This is a genomic window from Saccharobesus litoralis, from assembly GCF_003063625.1.
GTDB classification, from domain to species: Bacteria; Pseudomonadota; Gammaproteobacteria; order Enterobacterales; family Alteromonadaceae; genus Saccharobesus; species Saccharobesus litoralis.
On the sequence record NZ_CP026604.1, the window covers coordinates 2,475,787 to 2,500,408 of the forward strand.

At 42.1% G+C, this 24,622-nt stretch carries 22 protein-coding genes; 11 read left to right on the forward strand and 11 right to left on the reverse strand.

Annotated elements, in window-relative coordinates; all coding sequences use genetic code 11:
• The first annotated feature begins 1 nt into the window (after position 1).
• Entirely contained in the window at positions 2-832 is an 831-nt protein-coding gene (locus C2869_RS08665; protein WP_108602558.1) for a Dam family site-specific DNA-(adenine-N6)-methyltransferase, read from the forward strand.
• A 294-nt stretch (positions 833-1,126) separates the two neighbouring features.
• Here C2869_RS08665 and C2869_RS08670 read toward each other — a convergent pair whose 3' ends face one another.
• The 3 genes from C2869_RS08670 to C2869_RS08680 form a co-directional block, all read right to left on the reverse strand.
• A complete protein-coding gene (locus tag C2869_RS08670) occupies positions 1,127-1,303 on the reverse strand; it encodes a DUF2970 domain-containing protein (RefSeq protein WP_108602559.1) in 177 nt (58 codons plus the stop codon).
• A gap of 674 nt (positions 1,304-1,977) precedes the next feature.
• Positions 1,978-2,697, reverse strand: coding sequence for a TorF family putative porin (locus C2869_RS08675; protein ID WP_228710802.1), 720 nt, complete (start codon positions 2,695-2,697; stop codon positions 1,978-1,980).
• Positions 2,698-3,049: 352 nt separating this feature from the next.
• Positions 3,050-3,751 (reverse strand): TorF family putative porin, encoded by a 702-nt coding sequence (locus tag C2869_RS08680; protein ID WP_108602561.1) that lies wholly within the window; start codon positions 3,749-3,751, stop codon positions 3,050-3,052.
• A 247-nt stretch (positions 3,752-3,998) separates the two neighbouring features.
• Between C2869_RS08680 and rpe the strand changes: the two genes are divergently transcribed.
• Complete coding sequence (rpe, locus tag C2869_RS08685) at positions 3,999-4,676, forward strand: ribulose-phosphate 3-epimerase (protein ID WP_108605015.1); 678 nt, start codon at positions 3,999-4,001, stop codon at positions 4,674-4,676.
• A 57-nt stretch (positions 4,677-4,733) separates the two neighbouring features.
• Positions 4,734-7,331 (forward strand): S8 family serine peptidase, encoded by a 2,598-nt coding sequence (locus tag C2869_RS08690; protein WP_108602562.1) that lies wholly within the window; start codon positions 4,734-4,736, stop codon positions 7,329-7,331.
• A 256-nt stretch (positions 7,332-7,587) separates the two neighbouring features.
• On the opposite strand, the gene tesB is transcribed toward C2869_RS08690, so the two are convergent.
• Positions 7,588-8,448, reverse strand: coding sequence for an acyl-CoA thioesterase II (gene tesB / locus C2869_RS08695; RefSeq protein WP_108602563.1), 861 nt, complete (start codon positions 8,446-8,448; stop codon positions 7,588-7,590).
• A 325-nt stretch (positions 8,449-8,773) separates the two neighbouring features.
• On the opposite strand from tesB, the gene ssb reads away from it, so the two are divergent.
• Positions 8,774-9,394 carry a single-stranded DNA-binding protein gene (gene ssb, locus C2869_RS08700; protein WP_108602564.1) on the forward strand — a complete coding sequence of 207 codons (621 nt, stop codon included), beginning with the start codon at positions 8,774-8,776 and terminating at the stop codon, positions 9,392-9,394.
• Positions 9,395-9,737: 343 nt separating this feature from the next.
• On the opposite strand, the gene C2869_RS08705 is transcribed toward ssb, so the two are convergent.
• The 6 genes from C2869_RS08705 to gpmM form a co-directional block, all read right to left on the reverse strand.
• Complete coding sequence (locus C2869_RS08705; protein WP_108602565.1) at positions 9,738-10,301, reverse strand: phosphoribosyltransferase; 564 nt, start codon at positions 10,299-10,301, stop codon at positions 9,738-9,740.
• 36 nt (positions 10,302-10,337) lie between these two features.
• Positions 10,338-11,738: an MATE family efflux transporter gene (locus C2869_RS08710; RefSeq protein WP_108602566.1), complete on the reverse strand. Its 1,401-nt coding sequence runs from the start codon at positions 11,736-11,738 to the stop codon at positions 10,338-10,340.
• Positions 11,739-11,855: 117 nt separating this feature from the next.
• Positions 11,856-12,329, reverse strand: coding sequence for an EVE domain-containing protein (locus tag C2869_RS08715; RefSeq protein WP_108602567.1), 474 nt, complete (start codon positions 12,327-12,329; stop codon positions 11,856-11,858).
• 12 nt (positions 12,330-12,341) lie between these two features.
• A complete protein-coding gene (locus tag C2869_RS08720) occupies positions 12,342-13,082 on the reverse strand; it encodes a divergent polysaccharide deacetylase family protein (RefSeq protein WP_108602568.1) in 741 nt (246 codons plus the stop codon).
• 366 nt (positions 13,083-13,448) lie between these two features.
• Positions 13,449-14,618 (reverse strand): murein hydrolase activator EnvC family protein, encoded by a 1,170-nt coding sequence (locus C2869_RS08725; protein WP_108602569.1) that lies wholly within the window; start codon positions 14,616-14,618, stop codon positions 13,449-13,451.
• Positions 14,619-14,633: 15 nt separating this feature from the next.
• Positions 14,634-16,178: a 2,3-bisphosphoglycerate-independent phosphoglycerate mutase gene (gene gpmM, locus C2869_RS08730; protein ID WP_108602570.1), complete on the reverse strand. Its 1,545-nt coding sequence runs from the start codon at positions 16,176-16,178 to the stop codon at positions 14,634-14,636.
• Positions 16,179-16,684: 506 nt separating this feature from the next.
• Between gpmM and C2869_RS08735 the strand changes: the two genes are divergently transcribed.
• The 6 genes from C2869_RS08735 to hemN all read left to right on the forward strand — a co-directional run bounded on the left by C2869_RS08735 (position 16,685) and on the right by hemN (position 21,340).
• The gene (locus tag C2869_RS08735; RefSeq protein WP_329604299.1) at positions 16,685-17,206 is read left to right on the forward strand and encodes an REP-associated tyrosine transposase; all 522 of its coding nucleotides are present in this window, start codon (positions 16,685-16,687) and stop codon (positions 17,204-17,206) included.
• Between the two features lie 182 nt (positions 17,207-17,388).
• Positions 17,389-17,817: a rhodanese-like domain-containing protein gene (locus tag C2869_RS08740; protein ID WP_108605017.1), complete on the forward strand. Its 429-nt coding sequence runs from the start codon at positions 17,389-17,391 to the stop codon at positions 17,815-17,817.
• 8 nt (positions 17,818-17,825) lie between these two features.
• Entirely contained in the window at positions 17,826-18,080 is a 255-nt protein-coding gene (gene grxC, locus C2869_RS08745) for a glutaredoxin 3 (protein WP_108602571.1), read from the forward strand.
• Positions 18,081-18,100: 20 nt separating this feature from the next.
• Positions 18,101-18,604, forward strand: coding sequence for a protein-export chaperone SecB (gene secB, locus C2869_RS08750; RefSeq protein ID WP_108602572.1), 504 nt, complete (start codon positions 18,101-18,103; stop codon positions 18,602-18,604).
• Positions 18,604-19,611, forward strand: a complete 1,008-nt coding sequence (gene gpsA, locus C2869_RS08755; RefSeq protein ID WP_108602573.1) for an NAD(P)H-dependent glycerol-3-phosphate dehydrogenase — start codon at positions 18,604-18,606, stop codon at positions 19,609-19,611. The genes secB and gpsA overlap by 1 nt, the downstream gene beginning before the upstream one ends.
• Positions 19,612-19,960: 349 nt before the next feature.
• Positions 19,961-21,340 carry an oxygen-independent coproporphyrinogen III oxidase gene (gene hemN / locus C2869_RS08760; RefSeq protein ID WP_108602574.1) on the forward strand — a complete coding sequence of 460 codons (1,380 nt, stop codon included), beginning with the start codon at positions 19,961-19,963 and terminating at the stop codon, positions 21,338-21,340.
• A gap of 168 nt (positions 21,341-21,508) precedes the next feature.
• On the opposite strand, the gene C2869_RS08765 is transcribed toward hemN, so the two are convergent.
• Positions 21,509-23,197, reverse strand: coding sequence for a methyl-accepting chemotaxis protein (locus tag C2869_RS08765; RefSeq protein WP_108602575.1), 1,689 nt, complete (start codon positions 23,195-23,197; stop codon positions 21,509-21,511).
• A 287-nt stretch (positions 23,198-23,484) separates the two neighbouring features.
• On the opposite strand from C2869_RS08765, the gene C2869_RS08770 reads away from it, so the two are divergent.
• Positions 23,485-24,615 (forward strand): S-(hydroxymethyl)glutathione dehydrogenase/class III alcohol dehydrogenase, encoded by a 1,131-nt coding sequence (locus tag C2869_RS08770; protein ID WP_108602576.1) that lies wholly within the window; start codon positions 23,485-23,487, stop codon positions 24,613-24,615.
• The last annotated feature ends 7 nt before the right edge of the window (positions 24,616-24,622 follow it).

Sequence of the window (24,622 nt, forward strand, 5' to 3'; positions counted from 1 at the left end):
ATTGAACAAGATAAGACCCTTCTTAAAATGGGCTGGTGGAAAGTTTTTACTGGCTGAAAAAATAAACAAGCTACTGCCGCAAGCAGAATGTTTAGTAGAGCCTTTTGTTGGGGCCGGTGCTGTCTTTCTCAACTCACATAAGTTTGAGCGTTATCAACTCAATGATATTAACCCAGACTTAATTAATCTTTATTTATTGCTGCAAAGTCAACCGGAAATCTTGATCAAGGAAAGTGCCAAATTATTTGCCGATAACCAGCACAACTCTGAACAACGCTACTATGAATTGCGTGATGAGTTTAATCAATCACAAGATAAGTTAGAGCGTTCTAGCTTATTTATTTACCTTAACCGGCATGGCTATAATGGACTCTGCCGTTATAACCGTACCGGTTTATATAACGTGCCTTTTGGCCGTTATAAGAAACCTTATTTTCCTGAGTGGGAAATGCATGCCTTTGCTGAAAAAGCGCAACAAGCCGTTTTTAGTTGTGTCGATTTTCAGCAAGCAATTAAAGCAGCTCCGGATAATAGTGTTATATACTGCGATCCGCCTTATGCTAGCCTTTCCAACAAGCCAGCACCTTCGTTTACCGGATATGCTGCGAGTGCATTTAATGATGAGCACCAACAAATTTTAGGTGATTTAGCCGCGACCAGTCGCGACGATAGGCAAATTAGTGTGCTAGTGAGTAATCACGATACTAAATTAACTCGTAAAATATATAAGCCAGCAACACGCCGTCGATATTTTCAAGTGGGCCGTTATATTAGCCGCAAAGGTCAAGACAGAAAGCCAGTTAAAGAAGTGTTTGCCTTATATAAGGCTTAACTGCATTTCCTACATTCATGTAGGTCGCCGTGCGCTGTTCCAGACGCTTTACGGCATTTCCTACATCCATGTAGGTCGCCGTGCGCTGTTCCAGACGCTTTACGGCATTTCCTACATCCATGTAGGTCGAAATTTATTTCGACAATAGCAGCAGAGCTGCGATATTGTCTAATATCAGCTATTCAGTAGGCACTTTAAGCAAGCTAGGATCTTCTACAAGTAAGATTTCAACTATTCAAAATTAAATGAAAAAAGTAATAGGTATAAATCCGCTACAAGCCAATGCACCAATATTTAATTGAGTACTAAGCTAACCGCTAGTACTAGAGCGATTATTAGCAAGCCAATACACATAATACCGATGATCAGAATATGAGGCAGAGACCCTTTAGCAAAATCGCTTTGTCTATTTTTATCTGATTGCACACCAAATAATGCCGATAAAACCGCTTTAACAGCACGTAGCCACATAATTGATTGTCCTCGCTGCCATTATTTTGCTTTTGCATAGAATAACCTCAACTCTGGATAATAAATTCGTTTCTGGAGGCTATTTGAACCAATTACTGCGTTAAGTTTACTTGCAATAGGCTAGCTATTGACGCGTAAACTTGCCTTGTTCTTGGCTCAAATTTCTCTCCAGAAATAAAAAAGAACAATTGTTGGGTAACACAACTTGTTTATTAACGGATACTAATGATAAAAAATCAATATCTTCGCAATTCTTAACCAGAGTTGAGGTTAATAAGTTATCTGATGTCTAAAAACGAATTCGAAAATGAGAGTGTATTTTGACTAAAATAAACCCTTAGACTACTACGCGCTCAGGGTGAAGCTAATTAACTCCGAGCCAAAAACAAAGGCTCGCTGAGCTCGTTTTTATTAACTATCTAAGTAGAAAGTGCGCAAGTTTAAATACTAGAGCTATTCCAATGTAGGGCCGAATTTATTTCGGCTAGTGCAAGGTTGGCCGATGTAAAATTAACCCTGTAATTTAGCAAATGGTTATCAATTCAACCGTGAAAAATTTTGGAATTAAGGTACTCGAACTCGGTGAGTAATCTTAGAACAATAGCGTAACAAGCAATAGATACAAAAATGCCTGCATAAAGCAGGCATTTATTATCAATATTAACCTAAGTTAATTATTTGAATTTTTTAGCTAAACCAGAAAGGTCGAAATCCATACCGTATGAAAGGTAAACTAAGAACCCGTCATCACCTGAATTTTTAGTCGCTTTAGAAAGGCCTAAAGTAAAGTTTTGTTTTGAAGCTGAAACACCGATATTGCTCCAACTACCACCAGCATCTTTTTGGTAAGTGCCAACGTGAGCTGCATATTCAACATCTTTAAAGAAGCCTGATGCTGGAATTGAGAAGCTATAGTCAGCTGATAAATAATAATCGTCAGCAAAACCAGCTCCACCTTCAGAGTCAACACCAATAGCAAGACCAACAGTTAATGCTTCCAATTCTTTGAAAGATACTGAACCGTACAGCTCACTAAAGTCTAAGCCATCTTCGTTGCTAAAACCTTCAAGATAAACATACTCAATATAACCAACATCGTATGTTAACGCAGCTGTTTCACCAGCATAACCTACATACCAATCAAATTCGTAGTCAAATTTGTCACCATAATCAACAGTAGACATCCAAACACCAGCGTAGCCGCCAGATTTGTGTGCATAGTCTAATCCGCCTTGGATCGCGAAACCGTCGTCAGATTGTGTTTGACCACGCCATAAGTAGTTAGTAGTTACAGCTGCATTTGCGCTTAGGCCTTCTACTGCCATAGCTTGAGTTGAAGTAAAACCTGCTGATGCAAGAGCAACGATGGCTGCAATTTTTGTTAATTTCATCATTATTCTCCCCATACCTTAGAATATGAAAGTTAATTTTCCGTATTACCGCTTGTTTTTATTTAAGCAATTTACTTAGTACAAGGTGTACTAAGTTGATGAAGCAATTATTACAAAGCTGTTTCTTGCGAATTAACAATTGAATCGCCTATAACATATTGCTAATCAAGGGATAATTCAAGTGATCTACTTCACCAATATAGAGTTTTTACACTTTTTTAGGGCAAATGACTGCCGCTCACCAAAATGGGGCGAAGAAGGAATAAGGGATTGATTTTTGGGTATAAAAAAACGCCCACCTGAGTGAGCGTTATTTAAAATAGAGGTTTGCAGTATAGACTGCAATAAGGCTATTTTATAGTTCGAAGTCTAATGCGTAAGAAACGTAAACTTTTAAGTCGTCATCGATGCCATTGTCATCAGATGCCATTTTAGATGCGCCAAATGTGAAACTATCTTTAGAGATAGAAACACCTAAATCGATTTGTGAATCTTCGCCAACGAAATCACCGTCGTACATACCGGCATGAAAAGCTAATTCAGCACCGTTACCCACTTCAACTGCGTAATCAGCTGATAGGTAAATAGAGTCGCCAAAGTCTGCACCGTCGGCGTCAGCTAACACAGCGAAGCCTAAAGATAAATCACCAAGTGAATAACTTAAATAAATCTCACTGAAATCTGGATTGTTACCGATAGCCGCATCATTCGCGTCTGGGTAAGCAAAGTATACAAAACCTACGTCTAGGTCACCTACACTGTAGCCGAAATACAAGTCTAATTCAGTTTCCATTTCGCCATCAACAGGGTTGCCATTTGAGTCTTCACCCATACCCCAAGTTGCATTTGAGGCCCAAGTACCAGCATAAAAACCAGACTCGTGAGAGTAGTCAATACCACCTGAAATAGCTGCATCACCACCGGTTTGCTCCATACCACGCCATAAGTAGTTTGAAGTGGCCGCGACGTTAGCTGAAAGTTCTGCTACAGCGTGAGTTGATGTAAAACTTGCAGATGCGATTGCAACGATAGCTGCGATTTTAGTTAATTTCATTATTTCTCCCCATAAATAATATGAAATTCAAATAGTTATAAATTGCTTATTAGCATAAGAGCCATAGCAGGCAATGTGCCAATAAGTTATATTAAATCGTGTCTTTTATTTTTTTTGTTTAATTATCATGGGTTTACGATGTTTAACTTGTCATGAGCATTAAAACCAAAGACAATGTTGTTAGTTAATTCAGTTTATCGCGCTGGGCTATTTTGGTGCTTGGTGCTCATTTATGGTGCAAGTGATGACAATGCCTAAAATTCAAATTTCCCCTTCTATTTTGTCTGCCGATCTCGCTCGCTTGGGTGATGATGTAAAAGCGGTGTTAGACGCAGGCGCAGATGTTATTCATTTTGATGTAATGGATAATCACTATGTACCTAATTTAACCTTTGGCCCAGCCATTCTGACCGCATTGCGCGACTATGGCATTACCGCGCCAATTGATGTGCACCTTATGGTTGAGCCGGTTGACGATTTAATTAGTCAATTTGCTGATGCCGGCGCTAATATGATTAGCTTTCATCCCGAGGCGAGCCAACATGTCCACCGTTCATTACAGCTAATTAAGCAGCGCGGTATTCAAGCCGGTTTAGTACTTAACCCAGGTACACCATTATCTGTGTTAGATGAAGTTTTACACGAGCTCGACTTTGTTTTAATTATGTCGGTTAACCCTGGGTTTGGTGGTCAACAATTTATCCCGCATTCACTTGATAAAATTAAACGCCTACAGCAATTAATTAATGAAAAGGAACTTAATTGTTATATTTGTGTCGATGGAGGAGTGAAAACTGACAATATTGCTGAGATCACAGCCGCTGGCGCTAGCTATTTTGTAGCGGGTTCAGCTATTTTTAATGCTGATGATTATCAACAAGCGATCAGCACTATGCGTGATAATGCCGAGCAAGCTTTGTCATCATAAAACTCGCAATAAAAAAATAACCACAATCCTTAAGATTGCGCTAACTGGAATGTCAGCATGAAAAAAATAGTTAACAATGTACTGGCTGCCGCTTTGATGTCGTTGATGGCATCAAGCTATGCCGCGACCGATTTAATTGTACAGTGGAACAGCCAGCTACAAAAAGTTCCGGATAAAAGCTGGTTAGTCGATGGGGTTGCCACAGAAGTTAAATTACTTGCGCCAGCTAATGGTCGAGCGGTTAAATTTTTAAAGCTGACAGTTAGTGACGATGAGCAAGTTGAAAAGGTTATTTTTCAACTACGCAAAACCCCAGCGGTTATCTCAGTCGAAAAAGACCAAGCAGTTAAGGCGCAAGTGGCACCGGACGATACTGACTACAACCAGCAATTTCATCATGATTTAATAAAATCAGAAACCGCTTGGAATACTCGTACCGATTGTTCGAGTTTAAAAATTGCCGTATTAGATTCAGGAATTGATCTTGACCACAGTGATTTGGTCGCAAATTTATGGACTAATCCCAACGAAATTGCTGGTAACGGCATTGACGATGACAACAATGGTTACGTTGATGACATTAATGGCTACGACGTTAATGAAATTGACAATATCCCAGAAGATGGTTATGGCCATGGTACGCATGTAGCTGGCTTAGTTGCGGCCGTCGCTAATAACGATAATGGTGTGGCGGGTGTATGCTGGCAAGCGCAAATCATTCCTGTTCGCGTATTGAATGATGAAGGCAAGAGTCAAGTTTCGCACCTAATTGCTGGTATTAACTATGCAATAGCGGTTGAAGCTGATATTTTGGTTATGTCGTTAACCTATTCTGATATTAGTGATGCGGCATTGAGTGCGCTTAAAACTGCGCAAGATAATCATGACGCCCTTATTGTGGTTGCTGCAGGTAATAGCGGTATAGATATTGATGATGGCTTAACCTTTCCCGCCGGATACAGCAACCAATTAACTAACTTAATTGCCGTCAGTAATGTTGAAAAGCTCGACACTAATACTCAATTAACTCGTTTTTCCGGCAGTAACTACGGACTGAAATTTGTCGATATTGCCGCACCGGGTGTCAACATTTATAGCACATGGCTAGATAATGGTTATAAAACGGACACTGGCACGTCAATGTCTGCTCCCATTGTAGCCGGAGCAGCGGCTTTAGCTTTGAGCGAAAAGCCAGAATTATCCGCTAAACAAGTGCGTGCGGCTTTATTGCACTCGGTTAATAAAGTTGACAATGACAACATCAAATACGTAACTAAATCGGGTGGTAGTTTAGCGCTAGAATTATTGTTCGATAACCTCAACAACATTCCAACCACGTTATTTTATATCGACCCTAGCGATGCGACGAAACTGCTTGGTTTAGGCTTAAGTGGCGCAACTAAAGTTGAATTTACGCCATTTACTGCTAATAACGACCAAGTACAAGAAGTGGCATATGTTGTTGATAGCGACAGCCAAATTACGTTGGGCAGCGCCGCGACTCGGCCTGGTGTTTATACGGTAACCACAAACTCATTTACTTCGAATCACGTTGCGACTTGGGCGCAACAAAAGCCAGCAGCCCCGAGCAATGTGGCGGTTGCATCGGCTGACTCCAGTTACGCTATCAGTTGGGACGACGAGCAAACCGCTGATTATTATATCGTTGAGCGCAGCGATGATGCTGGTGTGAACTTTAATGTGATTGCCGATACTGTCTCCAGTAGCCCGTATTTTGACATTACAGCGCCGCAGCAGGATGATTTGCAGTACCGAGTAACCAGTGCGTTTGATATTGTTCACCCTGTTACTACAGTAGACGATACCGAGCAAAAATTGACCACGCAGCTAAAATCGGATGCCTCGGCTACCGTAACTCCGAGCGGTTTAGCGTTTACCGGTAGTTGGTTAACTGAAAAGTTAGCCTCGTTTCCGGCCAATTATGACTTTATTAACTTAAGGTTAAAAACCTCTGCAGGTGAGGGGGTTAGTTATAAAGTAGCTGGCGGGACTTTACCTAATAATTTGTATTTAAGTGACGACTTTGGCCATATTGCCGGTGATCCCAATGAAGTGGGTAACTTTACCTTTAGTGTCAGTTTTACTAGCAGTGGTGATGCAACAGGCACACGTCAATTTATCTTAAATATTAATGAAGATAACGAAGTTCGCTTAAATGAGCCTAATGGCAATATTCCTATGAACTTTAGTTTAAGCCGTGGGCAAATTACCTCACTACAAAGTAAGTCTAATACTGACTTAGCCACTAAATCTATGCGATTGTCGGCCTATAATTTTGGTGAAGGGTTAGGCAACGTTATTATTAATGCTCAGCCGCGCGCTTATTCCGGTGGCACAATTGGCGAAATTCAAGTTCGTCTTGCCAGCGGCGGTTGGCAAACGTTAGATAGCGCCAGTGTGAATTTAGCTTTAAACAATGGTATGAGCTGGAACGTATTTGATAATTCTACTTTTGACTTAAACGAAAAAGACAATTTGATCGAAGTGGAATATGCCGTGACTTGGCAAACATTACCAACGCAAAACAGCAATGGTGATAGTTCGAATGACAGCGACTCAGATAGTTCAGGCGGCTCACTTGTTTGGTTATTGAGTTTAGTTAGTTTAATTATGCTGAGACGTCGCTTTAACTAAGCTTTATTGTAACTATTCAGTATTTCAAGCAACGAGCTTATAGCCATAGTTACAACATAATAAGGCTATTTTGCGAAACATGGCTTACAAGCCCCTACTTTTGGTGCATGGATGCAGGTACTTAGAAATTGTCGAGAGCAAAACTCTGTAGTTTTGCTCTTTAGGACAGAACGGTTTGCAGGCTCTGCAAGCATAAATGCTCGCCCACAAAAAGTCGCTCTTATTCTTATGCTTTTTCATTTCACTAAACCTTTCACTAAACTTTTATCCGCATTACCCCTTCTTGCCCAGCGCTAGCAATTAAATCACCTTGACGGTTAAATATTTGCCCGCGAACAAAGCCTCTAGCACCTGATGCTGATGGACTTTCTATTACGTAAAGTAACCAATCATCAAAGCGAAAAGGGCGATGAAACCACATGGAATGATCTATGGTGGCCACTTGTAAGCTTCTGTCCATAATGGATCGGCCATGCGGTTGTAGCGCTGTGGTTAAAAAATTAAAGTCAGATGCATAAGCCAGTAAATATTTATGCTGGTGTTGGCAATCGGGCATGGTGCCATTGGCTTTAAGCCAAATGTGGCGCTTAGCTGGCATGGCTTCAGGTTTTAACGGATTGACAAATTCGACGGGTCTCACTTCTATTGGTTTTTCGCGAGTGAATTTATCGCGTAAATGACTGGGTATTTGCTCGGCATGAGCACGAATAAAATCCAGTTCACTTGTTAAGCTTTCTGGCTCGGGTACGTCGGGTTTAGGTGATTGGTGATCAAAGCTTTGTTCATCCATTTGAAAAGACGCAGTTAAATAGAAAATGGTCTTGCCGTGCTGGATCGCTTCGACTCGGCGTGTGGCAAAGCTTTTACCGTCGCGAATATTTTCAACATCATAAACAATCGGGTGTTTAACATCACCAGGTCGTAAAAAGTAAGAATGAAAAGAGTGAACGCCTCTTTGTTCATCAACTGTTTGTTGTGCCGCAGACAAGGCTTGGCCTAATACTTGGCCACCAAATACCGCACCAAAGCCGAGATCTTGGCTTTGCCCACGGAATAATCCATGCTCTATTTTTTCTAAATTAACTAACCCGATAAGCTCATTTAATACAGCTGACATTGCGAACCCTCACTCCCAACTCTCTAAAGCAAAAATAGTCTTCTCGCTCAGGCCTTATGGTTCATTGTCAGCGCTTACTCACCCCAATCACATAATAGAGCATATGCTCATGGGGATTCGAAGCTTGACGGCTTCCCCTAAAACCTGATCGCTTTGACTATATGTAAACTTAAGCTTAGCAAATTACTAACTCATCCTACCAGTAGATTGCGTGCGATCGTGCTGGTTATAAGGTGAAATAATTTAGATTTAGCGACAAGCTAGAGTCTGATGATCAGCAGTGGTATGATTGCGATCATGTATAAAGTTACAGGAGAAGGCCACCATGGCTAGAGGTATTAACAAAGTAATTTTAATAGGTAACCTAGGACAAGATCCTGAGGTTCGCTATTTCCCTAACGGTGGCGCTATTTGTAATGTAACAGTAGCCACAACTGAGTCTTGGAAAGACAGACAATCAGGTGAGCAGCGTGAATCGACAGAGTGGCATCGTGTTGTATTTAATAACCGTTTAGCCGAAATTGCGGGAGAGTATTTACGCAAGGGTTCAAAAGTTTATGTTGAAGGTAGTTTACGTACGCGTAAATGGCAGAACCAGCAAGGCCAAGATCAGTACACAACTGAGATCCGTGCTAATGAAATGCAAATGCTAGATGCGCGCGGTGGTCAAGAAGGCGGATATCAACCTCGTCCACAAGGCCAGCAAGCTGGTTATCAACCACAAGCGGCAGCACCACAAGCACAAGGCGGCTACCAACCACAGCAAAGCTCGCAGCCTCAGCAAGCGGCTCAACCTCAACAGTCGGCTCAGCCTCAATATCAACCGCAGCAAAGTGCAGGTTATCAACCATCAAGTGCACCAGCGCAACCGGCAGCAGCACCATCGACGCCGCCGCCTGCGCCAGTTGAACCTAATATTGACTTTGATGACGATATTCCTTTTTAGGAATACGCCTAGTCATAGTAGATTAGTTAGATAAATAAAAAAGAGCGGCTTGAGCCGCTCTTTTAGTTTTTGTTATTTGTAACTATTCAGCGTGTTTTATATTGAGGGAAATTTCTCAATAGGTATAAAAAATTACCGTCATACCTGAGAAATCAGGTATCCAGTGCCTTTGTTAAAGTAAACGTAGCCCACATTTATTACACAAAGTCACTAGATTACCGCATTCGCAGGTTTCGTCTGGAACTAGAAACCTGCCCCTAAAACCTGATCGCTTTGACTATAAGTAAAGGATCGCTAATGCGGCATCGTCAATTTTATCTGTGTCTAATTCCATAAAACGCTCCTAAATTTGGTACTCGTCAAATAGGGCTTTAAGCTTGGGTTTATTGTCTAGTAATTCTTGATGACTTAAGCCATCTAACTCGTGGGGAAACACTAACCACTGGTCGGATTTATGTAAGTAATAATCCGGTGTTAGCGAAGTTTGGTTGTTACTGGGTTTAAACCAAGGCGTGGCGATACGAATATCATTTGGTGTATTGCGCCGGCATTTACGTTGTAGTTTGCACAGTAAAGCTTGAATGCTTAAACCCGTATCAAACACGTCGTCGACTATCAATAAGCTATCTTCTGCATTGATGTTCTTGATTATGTAATCTAAGCCGTGCACACGAACATGTTTTTCACGCTCACCAATACGACGATAAGACGATGTGCGAACACTAATATGATCGGTTGTGATCCCAGACGTTTGTAGTATTTCTTGCACAGCTATGCCGACAGGCGTTCCACCTCGCCATATGGCCACCATAAAGCTTGGTTTGAAACCACTTTTGATGATTTCTAAGCCTAATTTAAATGAATCGTATAGTAGCTCATCGCTGCTAATGAAATATTTTTCACTCATATTATTGCCAGACAAACAAATAATCTTATTAGCCGATTATAGTTCAAGTTGCTGTTTTACAGGTTCTTTTTCTGCTCGGATTGTTTTGCTGGTTAGGTTACGCATCCACTTTTTACTTTGTACGCGCCCCACAAATAAAAATGCTTTGGCTATTTCTTCTGAATACATGGCTAACGCTACCCAAATTAATGGCAAGTGTAAATGAAACGCTGCGTAGTATGTGAGTGGAATGCTAACAACCCACATGCCGAACATATCGGTAAACATGCAGTACTTATTGTCACCTCCAGCGCGTAATACTCCCATAGCTGCGGTCATGTTAATCACTTTTAGCCAAACGCTAAGGGTGATAACAACAAATACCTGTTGCGCTAAGTGTATTGTGTCGGTTGGCATCGAGGCGAACGGTAAAAAGATAAAGTCTCGGCCGAGTAACATAACAAGACCAAATACAAATGCACCAAACGGCGCACTAATAGCAAAGGTTCGTGCGGTTGACCATGCTTGGTCAAATTGGTTGGCTCCCAAGTTTTGGCCAACCATAATGGAACAAGCCGAAGCAAAGCCAAAAAATAAAGACATATAAATGCCTTCAATAGGCGTCAGCAAGCTCATAACAGCCAGCTCTTGGGTTCCCATTTGACCAAATATCAACTGATAAACAAAAGTACCTAACGACCACAAACCAAAGCTAAACATCATGGGCCAGACCAGTTTTATTAGTTTGCTCCACTCTCCTTGGTTGTTAAGTACAATAAAGTCTTTCGCTTTAGGAAAAAGCACATGCTTCACTTTTGCCAAGCAATACAGCATGAGCACGACATGGAAAATACGCGCAATAGTGGTTGCCCAAGCTGCTCCTGCCACCCCCATCGCTTCGACGCCTAAGCCGCCATTAATAAGCCAATAATTAAGTACAATATTAAGCAACATGGCGATGGAGCTAAATACCATAGGTAATTTGACTTGGTTAAGTGCGCGTAATGCATTTTCAAAGACAAATACAATAGCGACAAAGTACAGGCTAGGTAGGGTGATCCATAAATATTCTGTGCCCAAAACAATTAAGGTCTCATCACTGCTACCGAGTCGCAGTACGTCATCAGCCCAAAAATAACCAGCTAAGATAATGGGAGATAAGGCGACAACAGCAACTGAAATACCCATTAGAATGGATTGGCGGATTTTACGCTTTTGTCCTGCACCGAAATATTGGGCGCTAAGAATGCCGACACCCCAAGCCAAACCTAGCACGATAACCATGACAACAAATATCACTCGGTTGCCTAAGCCAACGGCGCCAATGGCGGCATCGCCTAAATGACCTACCATCATGACATCTATCATGGCGAGTAAGGTAACAAGCATATTTTGCAAAGAAATGGGCCAAGCGAGTTTAAGGCTATCGCGAATGGCTGAAAAATTGATATATCGCATGGCTAGGTGCGGCTAATTTACGGTCAAGTATTGTAGCTGTGATACGGACAACAATGCAGCTTAATCTCGACCAATTAACAGAAAAACAGTGTTTGTCAGTAGAAACAATGTAACAAGCTATTCTGAACCTAGCTTATTAAGAATAGCCAACCATTCTAGCTCCGCCACAGGCATAATAGATAGGCGACAGCCTCGTTTTACTAAAGCGAGTTGTTCGAGCTCTGGCATAGCTTTTAGCGTTTTTAGTGAAATTGGCTGGGTAAACTTTTCAACAAATTTAACATCAACCATCCACCAGCGTGGGTTTTGTGGATCAGACTTATCATCAAAATATTTTGATTCAGGATCAAATGCCGTGTGATCCGGATAGGCTTGGCTAGCGACTTCAGCTAAGCCGACTATAGCTGGGACTTTGCAAGCCGAGTGATAAAAGAAGATGCGATCACCCATCTGCATTTGATCGCGCATCATATTGCGCGCTTGATAATTTCTCACCCCATCCCAATGCTCGGTTTGTTCTGGTTTAGCGGCCAGATCATCTATGCTAAAGGCATCGGGCTCTGATTTCATTAACCAATATTGTCGACTCATGAGGCTTTACTCTTATAAATTGGCGGCATAAGCCGATGGTTTTTGCTTGGCTAATGGCATTTGAGACATGCGTTGTATTTTTACTTGGCTCTGTAGTTTGGGCAGCTCGTTAAATAAGACTTTCATGGTTTGCGGGTAAGGGTGACCAATAGCAACCGCATAGCCATGCTTTTTTGCACGTTGTACCAAATATTTTAACTGACGACTAACAAAGGCTTCCGTTCTGATTGAATCTAAAAAAACGTGGCGTCGATAATGTTTAACACCTTGTTCTTTGGCGACGGTTTCGGCCACTGTATATTTAGTGGTGCGACTATCTACAAAGTACAGGTCTTGCTTCTTTAAACTTTGCATTAAAGCCAGCATAGGCTCGCGCATTTGGGTTAATTTACTGCCCATGTGATTATTAACGCCAACCGCATTAGGTAACTCGTTTAAGCTCGATAGCAACTGTTGCTGGATGGCATTAGCTGACATATCACTGACAATGGCTCCTGGCCCAAGCCGTTTACCTGACAACGCTTCCATAGGTAAATGCAACATGACTTCACGATTGGCTAGGCCGGCTTGTTTCGCAATACTTTTACCGTGTGGCGTATGAGCTAATACTGAAATGGTAACTTCATTAGGTAGTTGTAAAACTTGTTGATCATGCTGACTATTACCCACATCGTCGATAATAATCGCTATGGTTGCTGCATGGCTAAATAAACAGGCAAAAGATAAAAGCAAGGTGATGCAAAATTTAGTCATGGGTCGGTAGTTTAGTAGATCATTGCGGTCAAGTTATTCAAGGGGCGTATTGTTACGTTTCGTCACCTAGCTTGCAATTCGATTTTTTAATGATGCAGGCCAAAAAGCTCTATTAACAGCGCAAAAGCCTTGCATTAAGTCATGCTTAAAAGGTCAGTAAAATTGCTGTTTTTAAATGTTAGGCATTGGTTTTGAAAACTAATGCCTCATACGTAATGGGGTGTAGGCGAGTTTTGCTAAAAATTACGTTTATTGTACTTAAGCATCACTTAGCTGAACCCCCCAATTTATTGGAACATTTTATGGTGAGTGAACCTTATCTTCCTTCTTGTTTTTCAGCCGGTTTCTGGTTAAGAAAGGAACAAGTTATTTGCACCAAGATTTAGGGTTAACCGGCTTACCTTGATGACGTAATTCAAAATATAAATTAGGGTAGGACTGGCCGCCTGATTGGCCAACTAACGCAATGGTTTCACCTGCTTCAACGGCATCGCCGACATCTTTTAATAGCGATTGATTGTGACCGTATAAACTCATGTAGCCTTCGCCATGATCAACCACTAGTACCAAACCAAACCCTTTCATCCAATCGGAGAAAATCACTTGGCCAGCATGAATATTTTTAACCGGTGCACCGAGCTTGCTATCAATTACCGTACCGCGCCAGCGGATTGGCCCGCGTTTACGCTTACCAAATAAGTTTTGTACTTTACCTGTTGCCGGCCAAGGTAAGTTACCTTGATAGGCTTTTAAGCCAGCTAAATTATCAAAAATAGGTAATTTAGCCACGGCGCTGGCTAAGGTTTCAATTAATTGGTTAAGTGAGGTTTCGCTATGCTTTAAACGATTTAGCTTGTCTTGTTCTGTTTTAAGTTGTTTGGCTAATTGCTTGAAGCTGGCTTTTTGTTGTTTGCGCAAGCTTTGTAACTCAGCTGCTTTTGCTCGCTGTTCATTACTAAGGCTAGCTAACGCATTTTGCTGCTCTAATAGCGCTTGCTTGTTGCTTTCTAGTGCCGTAATGGTTTGCTTTAATTCATCAACCGATTCGACTCGGGCTTTATTTAAATATTGGTAATAAGCCAAAGCCCGTTCTAATTTAGCGGGGGACTCTTGATTCAGCAGCATCATTAAGTAGTCGTGCTTGCCGGTTTGATAGGCGCTTTTAATTTGTTCGGCTAGAATATCCAGCTGTTGTTTTTTGTCGTTTTCTAATTTTGCTTGGCGTTTGCGTAATTCGCCTAACTTAACTCGCCCATCTCTTAATTGTTTATCTAATTTTTTTAAGCGCTTGGTAGTATCACCAATGGTGCGATCCGTATCTTCTATTGCCAGTTCAATTAGGCTGAGCTCAGTTTTATTGCGATCAATTTGTTGGCTTTGCTGGCTAATTTGCTTTTGAATGGCCAGCAGCTTTTGTTGTGCTTCTTTTTGCTCTTCAGTTTTGACTGTTGAATTAGCCCATGACACACAGCTGAATACCAATACAAAACAGCCAGTGATAACACTGGCTGTTTGCTTTGTCGTTAAACCGAACAAGGTGCTTAACCTAACTTACGCTAGCTGCATTATGGTTGAGCCAGTCATTTCTTCTGGCTGCTCCATGCCCATTAGGTGCAACATTGTAGGGGCAACATCACTTAATTTACCCGCTTTAGTCGCTACCGTAGCTTGGCGACCATAGTAAATGAATGGCACCGGCTCTGATGTGTGAGCTGTATGCGGTTGACCTGTAACTGGGTCAAGCATTAAGTCTGCATTACCATGGTCAGCCGTAATTAAACATTCACCGCCAACTTCATCTAATGCTTCAATTACTCGACCAATTGCTACGTCGACGGCTTCACAAGCTTTAACTGCCGCATCAAATACCCCAGTATGGCCTACCATGTCACCATTCGGATAGTTACAGATAATGGCATCGTATTTTTGACTACGGATTGCGTCGCATAACTTATCAGTTAATAACACAGAGTTCATTTCTGGTTGTAAGTCGTAAGTGGCTACTTGCGGCGAAGGGATCAGTTCGCGCTCTTCACCTTGGTATAAATCTTCACGACCACCGCTAAAGAAGAAAGTCACGTGCGCGTATTTTTCTGTTTCAGAAATACGTAGCTGGGTTTTACCGTGTTTCTCTAACCATTCAGGTAAAGTATTCACTAAGTCTTCTGGCGGGTAAGCCACTGACGCTTTAATGTCTGCTGCGTATTGCGTTAGCATTACAAAGTCAGATAAAGCCGGTGTTTTAGCTCGTTCAAAACCATCAAAATCAGCATCTACGAAGGCGCGTGTAATTTCACGAGCACGATCAGCACGGAAGTTCATAAAGATAACGGCATCACCATCGTTAACCGTTGCTGCATTACCTTCAGCATCAGTAATGACAGTTGCAGGTGTGAATTCGTCGTTCTTATCTGCTTCGTATACCGCTTGTAAACCTTCAAGCGCTGAAGCCGCTTTAAGCTCACATTTGCCTTCAGTGATTAATTCGTAAGCCGCTTGCACACGATCCCAACGGTTATCACGATCCATTGCATAGTAACGACCAATTAAGCTAGCTAAACGGCCATTACCCGTTTTTTCGAAAACAGCATTAATCGCTTTAATTGGATTTTCAGCGCTACGCGGTGGCGTATCACGACCATCTAAAAACGCGTGCACGTAAACTTCTTTAGCACCACGTTTAGTCGCTAACTCAATAGCCGCATGAATATGGCTGTCGTGGCTGTGAATACCACCTGGCGATAATAAGCCCATTAGGTGTACCGCTTTACCTGCAGTAACGGCTTTATCGATAGCCGCTAATAATGCTGGGTTTTCGTAAAAATCGCCGTCGCTAATCGCTTTGGTGATTTTAGTAAAATCTTGATAAACAATGCGGCCCGCACCTAAGTTTACGTGACCTACTTCACTGTTACCCATTTGACCATCAGGTAAACCAACATCCAAGCCCGAGCCTGAAATTAAGGTGCTTGGCGATTCTTGCCATAGCTTATCTAAAACCGGCGTATTTGCCGCTAAAATTGCATTAGACTCGGTGCTTTCACGGTAGCCCCAGCCATCCATAATAATTAAAACTAGTGGTTTCTTCGCAGCCATTTTTAATATTCCTCTAAAAGCGAACGCCGTTAGTGTGTCCGTTAGCCTGTTATGGTTTTGATGTCCTAGTGGCTTTTCACTATGGCTCGGCTAAACGGGTTTAAGACAAAACTAAAGCAATTCTACCCTAAATGAGTGAAAACACCTCATAAGCAAGTTTTATTACTTAGATTAACAGGGATTTATAATGGGATTGTGACGCATTGATAATATTCATACCCACCTCGTACGGCGCATAAAACGTAGGGCGGCAAGAGCGCAGCGATACCCGCCATTCATTCTACATCCAATATACCCGCTTATTTGAAGCCTGCCATACCGATGGTGGGCTTCTTTGTTTTTTGAGACATGCCACAAAGGTATCGTTTGTTTGCTTGGTTGACTTACAAAACTCAGGAGTGTCGCGATTCGCGAAACTCATGGCGACCTACGATATGCCTATGTTTGAGGTTAGAATTTTGTATGTCGAGAGGCTCGAATTCCTGCGCTATACTTGTCCAAGTTGCATGGATTTATTTGAAGGTTGGATGCCTAATTATCGTCGATTATACAAACAAGGTGGGATTTACTTTTTTACTATAAATTTATTGGAACGTGGCGATAATGATTTATTGGTGCGTAATATTGATTTGTTACGTGAATCGGTAAAAAGCGTCAAAGCTAGATATCCGTTTAATATTCACGCTTGGGTCGTGCTGCCTGACCATCTTCACTGCGTTATTGAGCTTCCGGCAGGTGATGATAACTTTTCTCTGCGTTGGCGGCAGATTAAATCGTACTTTTCTCGTAACCTCCCAGCCAATGAGCGATTATCTGCAACGCGCCAAAAACGTTACGAACGAGGTATCTGGCAACGTCGATTTTGGGAGCATTTAATTCGGGATGAACGTGATTATTGGCATCGTATTAATTATGTTCATTACAACCCGATGAAACATGGCTTAGTTAAACGTGTTGCCGACTGGCCATATTCAACCTTCCACCTGTTTGTTAAAAAGAAAATTTACGATATTCACTGGTGCGGATAACAATGTAATCAGCAAGATGGCAAGAGCAAAGCGATACGTGCAACTATCACCCGGCTTACGGTGCTACACAGCCTAAACCCATCTGCATTTGCGGCTTCTTTTACCATTATTCACTCTACCCTCGCATTCAACCGCTCTTCAAGGTTATAATCGCCGCCAATTTGAAAGATTGGAGTCAACTCGTGGAACAATATTTGGAGTTTATTCAAAACCATCCTATTTTAACTGGTGGCTGGTTAGTGATTTTCTTCGCCCTCGTTTATCAAACTATGCAGTCTAAATTTTCACGTTATGCGCGTGTTGATAACTCGCAGTTAACTCAGATGGTGAACAAGCTAGATGCAATTGTGGTTGATATTCGCGGTGAAGCGGATTACAAAAAAGGCCATATTGCCGGTGCTAAGCATATCTTGCTAAATACGATCGAGAAAGGTTCGGTGGCAGCGCTTGAAAAGCATAAAGACACCCCCATTGTTGTTGTTTGTACAGCAGGTTTAACAGCAGCTAAAGCCGCTAATAAACTGATTCAAGACGGCTTTACTGAGGTTAATATCTTAGAAGGTGGCATGAACAGCTGGAACAACGCTAATTTACCCGTAGCAAAAGCATAGGCATTATCATGGCCAGTATAACCATTTACACCAAACCTTATTGCCCCTACTGCACACACGCTAAACACGTATTGCAACAAAAGGGTGCTAAATTTAAAGAAGTTAATATTCAAGGCGATGCGGCGTTACGTCAGGAAATGATTAAGCGTAGCAATGGTGGTTATACAGTGCCGCAGATATTTATAGACAATAAGCACATAGGTGGATGCGACGACCTTGTTGCGCTAAATGCGCGTGGCGGGTTAGATCCTCTATTGAAGTAACGACAATTAAAGGTATTAACATGACAGATCAAGCAGCGGCTCCAGAACAAGCACAAGAAGGCCCACAATTTAATATTTCACGTATCTATGTACGTGATATTTCATTTGAATCACCTAATGCACCAGATGTTTTCACTGTTGAATGGCAACCTGAAGTTAATTTAGATATCGACACTAAAAGCAAAAAATTAGCTGACGATACTTACGAAGTGGTTTTATCTGTAACCACTACCGCTAAAGTTGGCGACAAAACAGCATTTTTATGTGAAGTACAACAAGCGGGTATCTTTAACTGCGCTAACTTCCCTGAGCCAGCATTAGCGCATTGTTTAGGTGCGACTTGCCCTAACATTCTTTTCCCATATGCGCGTGAAGCGATTGCTAGCTTGGTTAACCGTGGTACTTTCCCTGTACTTAACTTAGCGCCTGTTAACTTCGATGCTATGTTCGCGCAGTACATGCAGCAACAGCAAGCCGAAATTGCTCAAGCGCAAGCAGAAAAACCAGAAAAATTGGACGCATAATGGCCAACCCAGACTTTGATGTCGTTGTTTTAGGTGCCGGCTCGTACGGCACTGCAATGGCGCTTTGTATTGCTCGTAACAATCATAAAGTATTGTTATGGGGTCGTAACCAAGCGCATATTGCGGCTTTATCGGAAACACGTGAAAACGAGCGCTATTTACCCGGTGCAAAATTTCCAGACACCTTGAGTGTTACTGATGATTTAACCTATGCGGTCAGTCAAAGTCGCAATATATTAGTTGTTGTGCCCAGCCATGCGTTTGGTGACACCTTAGATCAAATAAAGCCTCATTTGCTTGATAATGCCCGTCTTGCGTGGGCTACCAAAGGCCTAGAGCCAGAAACTGGCCGCTTATTGCAAGATGTCGCACGTGAAAAACTGGGAGATCAAGTGGCACTAGCGGTATTGTCTGGCCCGACATTCGCTAAAGAAATGGCGCTAGGCATGCCAACCGCAATTTCGGTTTCAAGCTCAGATAAAGATTTCATTAAAACCTTGTCTGATTTATTGCATTGTGAAAAACGCTTTCGCGTATACCTAAATAACGATTTTGTTGGTGTGCAAATGGGCGGTGCGGTTAAAAATGTTATCGCCATTGGTGCCGGTATGGCAGATGGTATTGGCTTTGGCGCAAATGCCAGAACCGCATTGATCACACGAGGTTTAACCGAGCTTTGTCGTTTAGGTGCCGCACTCGGTGCTGAGCAGTCAACATTTATGGGCATGGCTGGCCTAGGCGATTTAGTGCTGACATGTACTGACAACCAGTCGCGTAATCGTCGGTTTGGTTTAGCGCTCGGCAGTGGCAAATCGGTTGATGATGCCATGCAGTCGATTGGCCAAGTGGTTGAAGGCTATCGCAACACCAAAGAAGTGTATACCTTAGCTAAGCGTGTTGGCGTAGAAATGCCAATCACAGAGCAAATTTACCAAGTCTTGTACGAAGGTAAAGCGCCGCAACAAGCCGCGATGGCTTTATTAGGGCGCGAGCAAAAGTTTGAATAAAGAGTCTTCACTATTACTGCGAATTCCATAAGCGCCGAGTTTTTTACTCGGCGTTTTTGTTTATTGTAGGTGAGCATTTATGCTAATGCCATTAAGTTAACGGCTTCTGGTTGGGCTGAAGAATGAAGCCCAACAAAACTGCGGCTTGTGTTGGGCTTCGCAAACTCAGCGCCAACCTACGTTGGCTTAAGTTAAAGGCATTGGTTTTAATCTGTAAGCTTAAGGTTTCATTTACAACATTGACCGCTCTTATACACCCACACATTATTGCGCTAGATCAGTAAGCTCATTTTCAAGCTTGATATACTGCTTAGCGAAATTAAGCGAATTTTCAGTTGGGTTGAGCGTGATGCAAACAGTAAATAATCAATGGTTGTGGGATCAAAAGTTAATCGAAAAATATAACTATAGTGGTCCACGCTACACCTCATATCCAACGGCTTTAGAGTTTGATGACAGCTTTAGCGAAGCCAACTTTCATCTTGAAGCGCAGCGTTACGCTGAGCGCAATTTATCTTTATATATTCACATCCCTTTTTGCCACAAGCTTTGCTATTTTTGCGGCTGTAATAAAGTGGTGACACGTCATCAGCATAAAGCCGATATCTATATTGATTACTTACTGAAAGAAATAGAGAGTCGAGCCGCATTATTTACTCAGCGCAAAGTCACACAAATTCATTTTGGTGGTGGTACGCCGACCTTTCTTAATCGTCAGCAGTTTGGCCGTATTATGCAGCGCTTGCAGGACTTATTTGCCATTCAACCACAAGCGGAAATCAGTATTGAAATAGATCCTCGCGAATTACCGCTAGATATGCTGGATAGCTTACGCGATTGGGGTTTTAACCGTTTAAGCTTAGGTGTGCAGGATTTTAATAAAGAGGTGCAACAAGCGGTCAATCGAGAACAAGATGAGCAAGTGATCTTTGATATTATTGCCCGCGCTAAGTCGCTTGGATTTGCCTCAACTAATATCGACTTAATTTACGGCTTGCCACTGCAAACCGAACAAAGTTTTATGTACACCTTACAACGGGTATGCGAGCTTAATCCTGATCGCCTAACCATGTTCAACTATGCGCATATGCCAAAACTATTTGCAGCTCAGCGCAAAATTAAAGAGGGACAACTGCCAAGCGCGCAAACCAAGCTGAATATATTACACGCAGCTATCGATTACTTAGGTCAACAGGGTTATCAATTTATCGGTATGGATCATTTTGCCAAAGTTGATGATGAGCTCGCAGTGGCACAACGCCAAGGTGAGTTGCACCGAAATTTTCAAGGTTACACCACGCAAGGCGACGCGGATCTATTAGGTTTAGGTGTTTCAGCTATTAGTCAGCTAGGCGACAGCTATAGTCAAAATCATAAAGAGTTGAAAGATTATTATCGAGCGGTGGATGACAAGCAAACCGCATTAACGCGCGGTATAGGATTGAATCGTGATGATAAAATTCGTCGCTTTGTGATTAAACAGCTTATTTGTAATTTTGAGTTAGATAAATGGCAAGTGGAACGGCAATTTTTATTGAATTTTGCTGATTACTTTAAAGCCGATCTTGCCTTGTTAAAGCCGATGGTTGCAGACGGGTTGCTCAGTTTTGAACAAGATAAAATAAAGGTTAACCCACAAGGTCGTTTGTTGATCCGTAACATTTGTATGTGCTTTGATGTCTATTTGCGTGAAAAAATGCGCCAACGTCAGTTTTCGCGGGTAATTTAAGCGCACTCTAACCTTTGTATTTACAGTACGCTAAACGTTGCGCTTAATCTTGTGTTTACTCGAATACTTAAGACGTTTGGCCTATTTCCCTATCGCCGTATTTGTATGAAACAACGTATACGGCTTTAGTTTGCGGCATTTTTATATAGTCAAACCTGAGCGAGAAGACTACACCTTAAATTTAGACAACACTTGCGATAGCTCAGTAGTTTCTCGATTCACTTGTTCTAGCAAATCGACAATCCCTACCAATTCTTGAATAGATGCACTTGCCAGATCACTTAAGTGCACAATGTTTTTATCCATTTCAACCGAGACTTCAGCTTGTTGCTCCATAGCGTGGGCAATGTTTTCAACGGCATCGTTAGCGCTGTGCTCTAAATTCATTGCATGTTTTAATTGCTGAGATACATTGAGTATATCGTTTTGGGTGGTCTCCGTTAATTGATTACCACTGGCAACTTTATTGACCGCTTGCTCGCCGATTTGCTGTAGTGAATGGACGGTTCCTTGAATTTGGTCAATAGATTGTTGAGTGCGGTGCGCTAAGGCTCTGACCTCATCTGCGACAACGGCAAACCCACGTCCTTGCTCACCGGCTCTGGCCGCTTCAATTGCGGCATTTAATGCTAGTAGATTCGTTTGTTCAGCGATGGCTTTAATGACATCAAGCACGACACCGATTTCTTTGCTTTCAGCACTTAATGAATTAATAACACCCACTGATTCTTCCATGACTTGCGATAGAGATTGAATATTGGCTACCGAATCATTCATCTGTTGGCTGGCACTATTTAGCTCGTTGTCGGTTTGATGGGTGTTGTGAGCGGCATTTTCAGCATTGTTTGAAATATCTTTAATACTGGATGTGACTTGATTAATAGCAGAAGCAATTGACTGTGTTTGGCTTTCCTGAGCGCGCAGTTTGTTACTGATTTCATCGGTGGCCGCTTTTACTTGGTCAACCGTGGTTGCGAGTTGGTGGGCTGTGGCGACAGTATTGGCAATAATGTCGCGAAAGCGGCGTAAAAATTGGTTAAATTGCCGAGCTACAGCACCAAGTTCATCATTCACCCCTTCATCTAATACTTGAGTTAAATCGCCTTCCCCTTGGGCTAATTTGGTTAGTGACACCTCTAGGCTTTTCGCGCGATTAAGCACGACTTTTTGAAATAAAATGACCAAGATGGCAAATAAAGCAGCGGCTATAACGATTGCGCCTAATACAATGTACATGCGCATACTTGCGGTCAGTGCATCAACTTGCGCCAAGGGTTTGGTTACTTCAAGCACACCACGCACTTCACCCAAACGCCAGTCATTTTTGGGTGTTTGTGGGTGACTATTGTGGCAATCAACACAGGCTTGCGCTTGCATTGTGTCTGCTACTGCAATTCGCATATAAGGTTTACCGTCTTGCTCGACAATATCCGTGTAGGAATCTTTGGGGTTACGGGTTAAGTATTGCCAAGCTCGTTTTTGAAAGTCATCCATGCGTCGCCCTTTGCGGTTAGGGAAGGGAAACTGGCTGTACAATTGAACTTTGCTACCTGAGCGAGAAATGAGTTCACTGAGTTCATGCACCATAGTTGCTGGCAATGGAATGCGCTTGGCATCATTTTTATGTTCAAAATGTGGCGACATGCCGAAAGCTTTGGCTTTAGCAATAACATTTTTGGTGTAGTAACCGCGTAAGGTTTTAAATTGATTAACCGTTGTTATTGCGTCAGCTTCGGTTTGTTGCAGTAAGGTGTTTTCAACCACGTTAGGTAAACTGATGGCTACAATGAATGCCATTACCACAATGACCCCACCAATCGGCAGGATAAAACGTTGGATCATGCTGCTATTATTCATGTGTCCATTCCTATTTGTGCGCCCTGTTGTTACAGGTAAAAACTGATATGGTTAAACCTTTTCACCCTAGATAAATTAAGTTTAGGTGCTTGCAGAAATTTTGTAGCTTTTTGTTATAAAAATCTTCTACTCAACGATCATCGTTGGGCTGTAAACTTTCTACAAAGTGATGAAAGTTTGATGTTTTAGTATTAATATTTGATATTTGAAAGTGACAATTTATGCGACGCTAGCGCGCATTAAAAAACTAACACTAAATTTGCGAAAGATAACGCGAAGGAAAATTCATGAGCGAAAACTTTATTAAATCTCGTGCTGCTGTGGCATGGGGACCAAACGAACCATTAAAAATTGAAGAAATTGACGTAATGCCGCCTAAAAAAGGTGAAGTCTTGGTTCGTATCGTAGCAACAGGGGTTTGCCATACCGATGCGTTTACTTTATCGGGTGAAGATCCTGAAGGAATTTTCCCTTCTGTTTTAGGTCATGAAGGTGGTGGTATTGTTGAGCAAGTCGGTGAAGGCGTAACGAGTGTTGCAGTGGGTGATCATGTTATTCCTTTATACACAGCGGAATGTGGCGAATGTAAATTCTGTAAGTCTGGCAAAACTAATTTATGTCAGGCGGTACGCGCCACTCAAGGTAAAGGTTTAATGCCTGACGGCACAACACGCTTTTATAAAGATGGTCAGCCTATCTACCACTACATGGGCTGCTCAACTTTCTCTGAATACACAGTATTACCAGAAATTTCATTAGCTAAAGTAAATAAAGAAGCACCTCTAAAAGAAGTCTGCTTACTGGGTTGCGGTGTTACCACGGGGATGGGCGCAGTACTAAATACCGCGAAAGTAGAAAAGGGCGACACGGTTGCGATTTTCGGTTTAGGTGGTATTGGTTTATCAGCCATTATTGGTGCGCGCATGGCTGGTGCAAGTCGTATTATCGGTATTGATATTAACGATCGTAAATTCGATTTAGCTAAACAGCTGGGGGCGACGGATGTGATCAATCCGAATGATTTCGACAAGCCAATCCAAGAAGTGATTGTTGATATGACAGATGGCGGTGTGGATTACTCATTTGAGTGTATTGGTAATGTTAACGTGATGCGCCAAGCGTTAGAGTGCTGTCATAAAGGCTGGGGCGAGTCAGTGATTATTGGCGTAGCCGGTGCAGGTCAAGAGATCTCAACTCGACCATTTCAATTAGTAACAGGACGTGTTTGGCGTGGTACGGCATTTGGTGGCGTAAAAGGTCGTTCTGAATTACCAGGTATTGTTGAGCAATACTTAGCCGGTGAGTTTGGTTTACAAGAATTTATTACTCACACTATGTCGTTAGACGAAATTAACGAAGCGTTTGAATTGATGCATAATGGCGAAAGCATTCGCAGCGTTATTCACTTCGACCAATAGGGCTGGA

Excerpts from the sequence above, each read along its gene's own strand:
- C2869_RS08670 (WP_108602559.1), bottom strand. The coding sequence starts at position 1,303 with ATGTGGCTACGTGCTGTTAAAGCGGTTTTATCGGCATTATTTGGTGTG.
- C2869_RS08675 (WP_228710802.1), bottom strand. The coding sequence starts at position 2,697 with ATGATGAAATTAACAAAAATTGCAGCCATCGTTGCTCTTGCATCAGCA.
- rpe (WP_108605015.1), top strand. The coding sequence starts at position 3,999 with ATGCCTAAAATTCAAATTTCCCCTTCTATTTTGTCTGCCGATCTCGCT.
- C2869_RS08690 (WP_108602562.1), top strand. The coding sequence starts at position 4,734 with ATGAAAAAAATAGTTAACAATGTACTGGCTGCCGCTTTGATGTCGTTG.
- tesB (WP_108602563.1), bottom strand. The coding sequence starts at position 8,448 with ATGTCAGCTGTATTAAATGAGCTTATCGGGTTAGTTAATTTAGAAAAA.
- ssb (WP_108602564.1), top strand. The coding sequence starts at position 8,774 with ATGGCTAGAGGTATTAACAAAGTAATTTTAATAGGTAACCTAGGACAA.
- C2869_RS08705 (WP_108602565.1), bottom strand. The coding sequence starts at position 10,301 with ATGAGTGAAAAATATTTCATTAGCAGCGATGAGCTACTATACGATTCA.
- C2869_RS08710 (WP_108602566.1), bottom strand. The coding sequence starts at position 11,738 with ATGCGATATATCAATTTTTCAGCCATTCGCGATAGCCTTAAACTCGCT.
- C2869_RS08715 (WP_108602567.1), bottom strand. The coding sequence starts at position 12,329 with ATGAGTCGACAATATTGGTTAATGAAATCAGAGCCCGATGCCTTTAGC.
- C2869_RS08720 (WP_108602568.1), bottom strand. The coding sequence starts at position 13,082 with ATGACTAAATTTTGCATCACCTTGCTTTTATCTTTTGCCTGTTTATTT.
- gpmM (WP_108602570.1), bottom strand. The coding sequence starts at position 16,178 with ATGGCTGCGAAGAAACCACTAGTTTTAATTATTATGGATGGCTGGGGC.
- C2869_RS08735 (WP_329604299.1), top strand. The coding sequence starts at position 16,685 with ATGGATTTATTTGAAGGTTGGATGCCTAATTATCGTCGATTATACAAA.
- grxC (WP_108602571.1), top strand. The coding sequence starts at position 17,826 with ATGGCCAGTATAACCATTTACACCAAACCTTATTGCCCCTACTGCACA.
- secB (WP_108602572.1), top strand. The coding sequence starts at position 18,101 with ATGACAGATCAAGCAGCGGCTCCAGAACAAGCACAAGAAGGCCCACAA.
- gpsA (WP_108602573.1), top strand. The coding sequence starts at position 18,604 with ATGGCCAACCCAGACTTTGATGTCGTTGTTTTAGGTGCCGGCTCGTAC.
- hemN (WP_108602574.1), top strand. The coding sequence starts at position 19,961 with ATGCAAACAGTAAATAATCAATGGTTGTGGGATCAAAAGTTAATCGAA.
- C2869_RS08765 (WP_108602575.1), bottom strand. The coding sequence starts at position 23,197 with ATGAATAATAGCAGCATGATCCAACGTTTTATCCTGCCGATTGGTGGG.
- C2869_RS08770 (WP_108602576.1), top strand. The coding sequence starts at position 23,485 with ATGAGCGAAAACTTTATTAAATCTCGTGCTGCTGTGGCATGGGGACCA.